We start from the raw sequence: 7,828 nt of genomic DNA on the forward strand, positions 1-7,828 counted from the left end.
ATCATGTCGATGTTGACGGTCGGCAGGACGAGTATGCGTGTCGCCCGCAGCCGGAGATCCGCCGCTCCATGCTCAAGCCGTGTTATCGCAACTGCAACCATCTTCGACGATCCATCAAACGTCTCCAGCGATGGATCGAATCACATTTCCCCAAATTTAGGAATCCAAGAACCCAAGCTCACCAGTCACAATCTTCGGCCCTTGGTATTAGAACGGTTCCGATCTTCCGGTCCATCAAGACCCCCTCTCACGTGATCTTGGCCGGAGCAGCCCACAGTGTGAGTTGGCGTAGCCGGGATGACGTGACGGACCCCCGTGGCGTTTGGCGCTTTGGGAGAGACAACACCGCCGGCGAAGGCCGCAACCGCTGCCGCGGCGACGATCACCAGGGCGCCGAATAGGCTGATGGGGAGTGGCAGCAGGCCAAAGACGATCATGTCGAAGGCGAGCGCCCAGAGCATGGCGGTATACTCGAACGGCGCCAGCGTCGACGCCGGCGCATGGGCCAGCGCCTCGGTCATCGCGATGTGCGCCAGTCCTCCGGAAATCCCGGCGGCAACCATGAAGCCAAGCGCGGTGCTTGTCGGTGAGGCCCAGCCAAAGGGGAGGGTAGCCAAGCCGGCGATGGCGCAGATGACGGCAAAGTAGAAGGCGATGGTGCCTGGCGGTTCCGTCTCGGTCAGTGTCTTGATCTGGATCTTGGCGACCGCGGTGGTGGCTGCCATTGCCAAGCCGGCGGCCACGCCGATCAGGGTGCCGGCTTCGAGCGACGGTCCCTCGAAGGCCGGGGCGAGCATCAGGGCGACGCCGGCGAAGCCGCCGAGTGCCGCCCCGATGACGACGCCACCCGGACGCTCCCTAAGGGCAAGCATTGCAGCCGGCACGACCAGCAGGGGCGCCAGGAAGCTGAGCGCCGTCGCGAGGGCCAGGGGCAGGTAGGCCAGCGAGACGAAGGAAAAGAACATGGCGGTGCAGCCGAACAGGCTGCGCATCAAGTGCCCGCCCGGTCGCCGCGTCCTCAGTCCCCCTGGGAACTGCCGGCGCCAGAACAGGTAGGCGACGATCGGCGGAAGGGCCAAGGCACTGCGATAGAAGACGATTTGCCCGACAGGAGCCTCGAAGGACGCCAGCCGGACGCAGAGTGACATGACCGCGAACAAACCCGTTGCCGCCAGCCTGAGGGCGATGCCGCTTCCGGCGCTTGAGGCCTGCCGCCTGGATGGGGAACGGGCAAGTATGTTCATCTTACTCATCAGCATGATCCACTGATTGGTTTCCCTCCCGTTTCGCATCGCGGTGTCGCATCGGGCATTTCCCTGCCTGCGTGCGACCGGGTCACTGCCATTCGATCATGTTCGGCGCAAGCGACTCTGGAGGCGCGCATCATCGGCGCTGCCGATTTCATAAAGGTGCTGCCGTTCTCGACAAGCCGGCGAGGCCAGTTCAAGCCGTCGCCGGAAACAGAAATATCTTGTACTTGCGACGCATTCGCATTATTGGTGGCGCGCTTCCGGGCGGAAACCATGGAAACGCGTCCGCTTTCTCGGCACCCGGCCCAGTCGGGTGCGGCTCAGCCAGATCATCCAACGGGGAGTTCCAGTCGGGCGAAATTCGGGAGGGGGACACGTCCAGGGACTTTGATGAACTTGATCACTCCTCGGGTCCGGCAGTTCCGCCCACGACGACAAGCAGGCCATTGTCGACGAACCATGAAGACCACCCGGCTTAGGACGCTCCGATGAACGTACTGAAATCACTTCTGACCGTATCCGGCTTGCTTGCCGCGATCGGTCTTGCCGCGTCGCCGTCCCTGGCCGATCCGACGCGCTATCCGCTGACCATCGAGAACTGCGGCACGCAGGTCACCATCGAGAAGCCGCCGAAGCGGGCGGTCGGCCTCGGCCAGAACAGCGCCGAGATCCTTCTGCTCCTCGGCCTGCAGGACAGAATGGTCGGCACCGCCTTCTGGCCCAGCAAGGTCATGCCGCAGCTGGCCGAGATGAATGCCAAGGTCAAGCTCCTGACCGTCGAGTTCCCGACCTTCGAATCGATCCTCGTCGAAGACCCGGATTTCGTCGCGGCTGCGCTGCCCGTCCTGCTCGGCCCGAACAGCAAGGTCGCCAAGCGCGGGGATTTCGACAAGGTCGGCGTCCCGACCTATCTGTCGCCCAGCACATGTCTCGACACCAAAAATGCCAAGGATGTGTATGGCAGCCGTTCGCAGCTCTGGAGCATGGATCAGCTTTACCAGGAGATCGATGAGCTGTCCCGGATCTTCGACGTCGCGGATCACGGCCAGGCATTGATCGCCGATTTCAAGGCACGCGAGGCGGCGCTCCGCTCCAATGTCCCGAAGGACGGCCGGAAGCTCTCCTACGTCTTTTGGTTCTCCAGCCCCTCGCCGTCCGCCGACGCCTATCTCGGCGGCAAGAACGGAGCGTCGGGATTCATCGCCGACCTGCTTGGCGGCACGAACGCCATCGCATCTGAGTCGGAATGGCCGACGCTGGGCTGGGAGGGCATCATCGCCGCCAATCCGGACGTCATCGTCGTGGCCAGTCTCGACCGCAACCGGTGGGAACTCGACAAACCGGAAGCCAAGATCAAGTTCCTGACCACCGATCCGGCCGTCAGCCAGATGCCGGCGGTCCGGAACAACGCGATGGTCGTCATGGATGGCCAGGCGATGAACCCGACCGTTCGCACCCTTTACGGCGCCGAGCAGGTGGTCGCGCAATTGAAGACCCTCGGCTTGCTGAAGTGACCGAAACACAGCATATGATCGGGCGGTTGACCGTCCTGGGGGCGATGCTCTCGGCATCTCTGGTGGCGATCGCCCTCGTCATCGGGATCAGCGTGGGGATCGGCGATCTGCCGATTCCCCTCGCCACGACATTGTCGGCCGTGACCAACCGGCTGGGATGGACGTCGGTCGAATTGAGCCGCATCCACGAGACCGTGATCTGGGACTACAGGCTCAGCCGGGCGCTGGTCGCGGCTTTCTGCGGCGCCGGCCTTTCGCTGTCGGGGGCGATCATGCAGTCGCTCCTGCGCAATCCGCTCGCCGAACCCTATGTCCTCGGCATATCGGCCGGCGCCTCTTCCGGCGCCGTCGCGATCGTCATCCTCGGCATCGGGTCCGGCGCATTCTCTCTGTCGGCGGGTGCCTTTGCCGGAGCCTTCGCGGCCTTCTTCTTCGTGGCACTGCTGTCGAACGGCACGCGTGGCGGTGCCGACCGCACCATTTTGGCCGGCGTCGCCGCATCCCAGCTCTTCAACGCAGCGACGTCCTATATCGTGACGACCTCTGGCAATGCCCAGCAGGCGCGCGACGTGATGTTCTGGCTGCTCGGCAGTTTCGGCGGCGTGCGCTGGCCCGAATTCGTGCTGGTTTCGATCGTCGTGGGTTTTGGACTTGCAGCCTGTCTGTTCGCCGCCCGGGTTCTCGATGCCTTCGCTTTCGGCGACGAGGCAGCGTCGGCGCTCGGTGTCAATGTCGGACGGGTGCGTATCACGCTCTTCGCGCTGACCGCACTGATAACGGCCACCATCGTCAGCATGGTCGGCTCGATCGGTTTCGTCGGCCTTGTCGTGCCGCATGCTGCCCGCTTCCTGGTCGGACCGGCCCATATCCGGTTGCTGCCGGCTTGCGCGATCGGGGGAGCGATCTTCATGGTGCTGGCCGACATCGCTTCGCGGGTCCTGATCCCGCAGCAGGTCCTGCCCATCGGCGTCGTCACGGCGCTGGTCGGCGTGCCCTTCTTTTCGGTCATTCTCTACCGGTTCCAGCGTGCGTCATGAGCATCAGGGCTGAACAGCTTACGTGGAAGATCGGCGGCAAGACCGTGCTCGATACGGTCTCCCTGGAAGCCGCACCAGGCGAGTTGCTCGGCCTGCTCGGACCGAACGGGTCCGGCAAGACCTCCCTCCTGCGCCTGCTTGCCGGGCTGAAGCCGCCGCATTCCGGCCGGGTCATGCTCGACCGGGAGGATGTCCGGTCGATCTCGCGCCAGTCGATCGCGCAGCGCGTCGCCTTCGTCGAGCAGCACGCGACGACGAACGCCAACCTGAGGGTCATCGATGTCGTGAAGCTTGGCCGGTTTCCGCATCGCTCCATGTTCTCGGGCTGGTCGCTCGCCGACGAGCAGGCGGTCGAGGACGCGCTGGAGAAGGCGGGCATGGCCGGGAAGCGCAATGACTACTGGCATAGCCTGTCGGGCGGCGAAAAGCAGCGCGCCCACATAGCCAGGGCGCTGGCGCAGACGCCGAAGGAACTGCTCCTCGACGAGCCGACCAATCACCTCGACATCCAGCACCAGATCGGTCTCCTGAAGCTCGTTTCCGGTCTTTCGGTGACCAGCATCATCGCTCTTCACGATCTCAATCACGCTGCCATGTTCTGTGACAGACTGGTTGTCCTGAGACAGGGCAGGGTCGTCGCGTCCGGGCATCCGGGCGATGTGCTGACCGAGGATCTGCTGAAGGATGTCTTTTCGGTCGAGGCGCGCGTCGAGGTGTCCGCCCATCATGCGCGCCCGCATATCCATTATCTGCGTTGATCGCTCCGATCGGCGACGTCGGTGCTCATGAGCGATGTCGGTCCGCAACAGGGTAAGACTAACGGGTAAGACAGCTAGCAATGAGCGAAATTGCGCAATCCAAGTATTGATGTACATTTTATCGATCCGTCTTCAGCTCTGGCGCAGTGCATTGCTCACCAACATCATCAAGGCTCAAACCGGCAAATCGACGGATCGCAGGTTGTGCGTCGTTGCCATATGGGTTGTGAGCCTGCTTATCGTATACGCATTGACGATGCACTTATTCGCTGGAGCCAAGGCCGAGCCGCCTCGAAGTGGTTCATTGGACGCAAAGGAATGCTTGGCCGGCAGCGGTTGTGGCTATGCCCGTCCAGCAGTGACGCTGCCGCCGAGAGCGTCCCGTACGGGCGTCTGCCAACTGGCTCCGATTTCCAGCCACTGCTGAATCGTGCCGGAACGACTGCAAGCACGGCCGCTCGCCTCCGGTCCTGGCTTCAGGCCACCAGCGCCACCGAAATCGTGCACATGACGATGCCGATGCCCAGTTCCAGCACCCGCCATGCACCCGGCCGGGCGAAGACGGGCCGTAGCAGGCGCGCACCGTAGCCCAGCGAAAAGAAGAAGACGAAGGAGGCCGTCATCGCGCCGAGCGCGAAAAGCCCCTTGTTCTCCGCGAACTGCGTGGACACGGAACCGAGCAGCACCACGGTATCCAGGTAGACATGCGGGTTCAGCCATGTCAGCGCGAGACACGTCGCCAGCGTGGCACCGAGACTGACGGGAACGGTATCGGCCGGGGCCAGGGCGCCGCCCGAGCGGGCCGCGGCCCAGAAACTGCGCAGGCCGTAGGCGAGCAGGAAAGCCGCACCGGCGTACCGTGTCGCCGTTTCGAGCCACGGCACCCAGTTGCTGGCTTGGGCGAAGCCGCCGACGCCGGCCAGGATCAGCATGGCATCCGAAACCGCGCAGGTCAGACAAACCGCCAGGACGTGCTCGCCGCGCAATCCTTGACGGAGTACGAAGGCATTCTGCGCGCCGATGGCGACGATCAGGCTGAGACCTAACAGAAGGCCGGGGAAGAAAGCAGACAGCATGGCGGGCCACCTCGATTGCGAATGGCGGCTTCACTAGCATGGCGGACCGCATTAGCATCCTTAAAGATACTTACCTAAGTTAAGGAACCCTAATTCATGCTGGATTATGCCCTGCTGGCCGCCTTGGCGGCCGTCATCCGCACCGGCAGCTTCGAACGGGCTGCGCAGCAGCTTCACGTCACCCCCTCGGCCGTGTCGCAGCGCGTCAAGCTTCTGGAAGAGAAGCTCGGGACGGTCCTGGTGGTTAGGGGAACCCCGTGCACCGGCACGCCAGGGGGGCAGCGTTTGTGCCAGCACGTCGAACAGGTGGCGCTGCTGGAAAGCGAACTGCGCCATGAGCTTCCAGGCATCCGGGACACGGGGCCGCAGGTGACGGTACGCATCGCGGTCAATGCCGACAGCCTCGCCACGTGGTTCGTCGCCGCCATGGCCCAGACGCAGGACTGCCTGTTCGACCTCGTCATCGACGACCAGGAGCACAGCGCCGATTGGCTGCGCCGGGGTGAGGTTCTGGCAGCCGTGACATCGGGCGCCAAGCCGGTACAGGGCTGTGACAGCACGCCGCTGGGCGCCCTGCGCTACATTGCGACCGCCAGCCCGGAATTCGTCCGCCGGCACTTCTCCGGCGGGGTGCACGATGCTTCCCTCGCGCGGGCGCCGCGCCTGACCTTCAACACCAAGGACAGGCTCCAGACGCAATGGATACGGCAGGCTTTCGGAGCGGATATCGCGTCGGCCACCCACTGGCTGCCCTCGTCCCAGTCGTTCATCGATGCGGCCTTGGTCGGCCTCGGATGGGGAATGAACCCCGAGATGCTGGTCGCCGAGCATCTGCGCAACGGCCGGCTGGTCGCCTTGATGCCGGACCAGCCGCTCGACGTGCCTCTGTTCTGGCAGCGCAGCCGCATCGCAAGCAGCCGTCTCGGCGATATCACTCGGGCGGTTCTCCGGACGGCGGGCACCCTGCTGCAACGGCCGTAACTCGGCCCAAGCATCTATGGCAGTCGCAATACAACTAAAAAAATAGCTCCAATGCGTCGGCAACCAATCCGATTACCAAATCGATATTTTCATCAAGTTGTGCATAAATGATCTGCATTCATCAGGAACGTTTTTTGAAAATCATGACTATCAGAACTGTTTTTCGAACGACCAATACATGGGACCAGGGGTTTGCGGCGGAAATCGACGTCTTCAACGATGGAGCCGAGACCGTCACCGACTGGCGTCTCGGCTTCACCGCCCCCTGGGCTATTCAGTCCTTCTGGAATGCAGCGGCAATGATCGCGCCGGCGGGTGCCACCCGCTTCGGCAATGTCGACATGAACGGCACGCTGGCGCCCGGCCAGAAAGCCACCATCGGCTTCACGGCGGCCGGCCAGCCGACGCCGCCCGTCTTTTTCGACGCCGACGGCCCATCCTCGCAAGTGCCGCCGGCGCTCACCGTCACCGACGCCTGGACGGTCGAGGGCGATGCCGGGACCTCTCCGCTCATGTTCGAGCTGACGCTGTCGCACGCCTCCGCGACCCCGGTCAGCATCCGGTGGGAGACGGCCTCGACTGCCGGAGCGGCCGTCGGCAGCGACTTCACCGGATCGGGCGGAACCGTGACCTTCGCCCCCGGCCAGACCCGGGCGACCGTCACGGTCGAGGTGACCGGCGACACGACGCCCGAACTCAACAAAGCCCTCAAGCTGGTCCTGTCAGAGCCGGTGGGCGTCATACCGGCGCGATGGGAGGCAAGCGGACGCATCCACGACGACGACGGTCCCTCGCCGGCCGAACCTGACCACCGGGCCGACGGTTTCCTGTCGACACGCGGCAACGAGATCGTCGATGCCGCCGGCGCGGCCGTCCGGCTGGCCGCCGTCAACTGGTTCGGACTGGAAACGTCGCGCGCCTCGCCGGACGGGCTGAACGTCCGGGCCTGGCAGGACATGATGAAGCAGATGGCGGATCTGGGCTTCAACGCGATCCGTCTTCCCTACTCGTCCGAGCTGCTGGCCGGCAAGTCGCCGGCCAATATCAGCGCCACGCTGAACCCCGACCTGATCGGGCTGTCGGGCCTCGAGATCATCGACAGGATCGTCGATTACGCGGGGCAGCTCGGGATGAAGATCATCCTGGACCACCACCGCAGCAGCGCCGGCGACGGCCCCAACGCCAACGGCCTGTGGTACGACGGCGCCTTCA

The 7,828-nt window shown here is 64.0% G+C and carries 7 protein-coding genes; 5 read left to right on the forward strand and 2 right to left on the reverse strand.

What is annotated here, in order from left to right:
* Positions 1–185: 185 nt before the first annotated feature.
* Positions 186–1,253: a DMT family transporter gene (locus AC5JJ6_RS16840; RefSeq protein ID WP_496043163.1), complete on the reverse strand. Its 1,068-nt coding sequence runs from the start codon at positions 1,251–1,253 to the stop codon at positions 186–188.
* 485 nt (positions 1,254–1,738) lie between these two features.
* Here AC5JJ6_RS16840 and AC5JJ6_RS16845 point away from each other — a divergent pair, with 485 nt between their 5' ends.
* The 3 genes from AC5JJ6_RS16845 to AC5JJ6_RS16855 are packed head-to-tail and all read left to right on the forward strand — an operon-like array spanning position 1,739 to position 4,559.
* Positions 1,739–2,764: an ABC transporter substrate-binding protein gene (locus tag AC5JJ6_RS16845; protein ID WP_496043164.1), complete on the forward strand. Its 1,026-nt coding sequence runs from the start codon at positions 1,739–1,741 to the stop codon at positions 2,762–2,764.
* Positions 2,761–3,801, forward strand: coding sequence for a FecCD family ABC transporter permease (locus AC5JJ6_RS16850; protein ID WP_496043165.1), 1,041 nt, complete (start codon positions 2,761–2,763; stop codon positions 3,799–3,801). Before AC5JJ6_RS16845 ends, AC5JJ6_RS16850 begins: the two co-directional genes overlap by 4 nt.
* Positions 3,798–4,559 (forward strand): ABC transporter ATP-binding protein, encoded by a 762-nt coding sequence (locus AC5JJ6_RS16855; protein ID WP_496043166.1) that lies wholly within the window; start codon positions 3,798–3,800, stop codon positions 4,557–4,559. Before AC5JJ6_RS16850 ends, AC5JJ6_RS16855 begins: the two co-directional genes overlap by 4 nt.
* A 476-nt stretch (positions 4,560–5,035) precedes the next feature.
* Here AC5JJ6_RS16855 and AC5JJ6_RS16860 read toward each other — a convergent pair whose 3' ends face one another.
* Positions 5,036–5,635, reverse strand: a complete 600-nt coding sequence (locus AC5JJ6_RS16860) for a LysE/ArgO family amino acid transporter (RefSeq protein ID WP_496043167.1) — start codon at positions 5,633–5,635, stop codon at positions 5,036–5,038.
* Between the two features lie 96 nt (positions 5,636–5,731).
* Here AC5JJ6_RS16860 and AC5JJ6_RS16865 point away from each other — a divergent pair, with 96 nt between their 5' ends.
* Both AC5JJ6_RS16865 and AC5JJ6_RS16870 read left to right on the forward strand, forming a co-directional pair.
* Positions 5,732–6,616 carry a LysR family transcriptional regulator ArgP gene (locus AC5JJ6_RS16865; RefSeq protein ID WP_496043168.1) on the forward strand — a complete coding sequence of 295 codons (885 nt, stop codon included), beginning with the start codon at positions 5,732–5,734 and terminating at the stop codon, positions 6,614–6,616.
* Positions 6,617–6,759: 143 nt separating this feature from the next.
* Positions 6,760–7,828: cellulose binding domain-containing protein (locus AC5JJ6_RS16870; protein ID WP_496043169.1), on the forward strand; the 1,069-nt coding region annotated here is incomplete at its 3' end.

Source organism: Skermanella sp., assembly GCF_059503625.1.

Coding starts and splice junctions, on each gene's coding strand:
- AC5JJ6_RS16840 (WP_496043163.1), bottom strand. CDS start 1,253: ATGAGTAAGATGAACATACTTGCCCGTTCCCCATCCAGGCGGCAGGCC.
- AC5JJ6_RS16845 (WP_496043164.1), top strand. CDS start 1,739: ATGAACGTACTGAAATCACTTCTGACCGTATCCGGCTTGCTTGCCGCG.
- AC5JJ6_RS16855 (WP_496043166.1), top strand. CDS start 3,798: ATGAGCATCAGGGCTGAACAGCTTACGTGGAAGATCGGCGGCAAGACC.
- AC5JJ6_RS16860 (WP_496043167.1), bottom strand. CDS start 5,635: ATGCTGTCTGCTTTCTTCCCCGGCCTTCTGTTAGGTCTCAGCCTGATC.
- AC5JJ6_RS16865 (WP_496043168.1), top strand. CDS start 5,732: ATGCTGGATTATGCCCTGCTGGCCGCCTTGGCGGCCGTCATCCGCACC.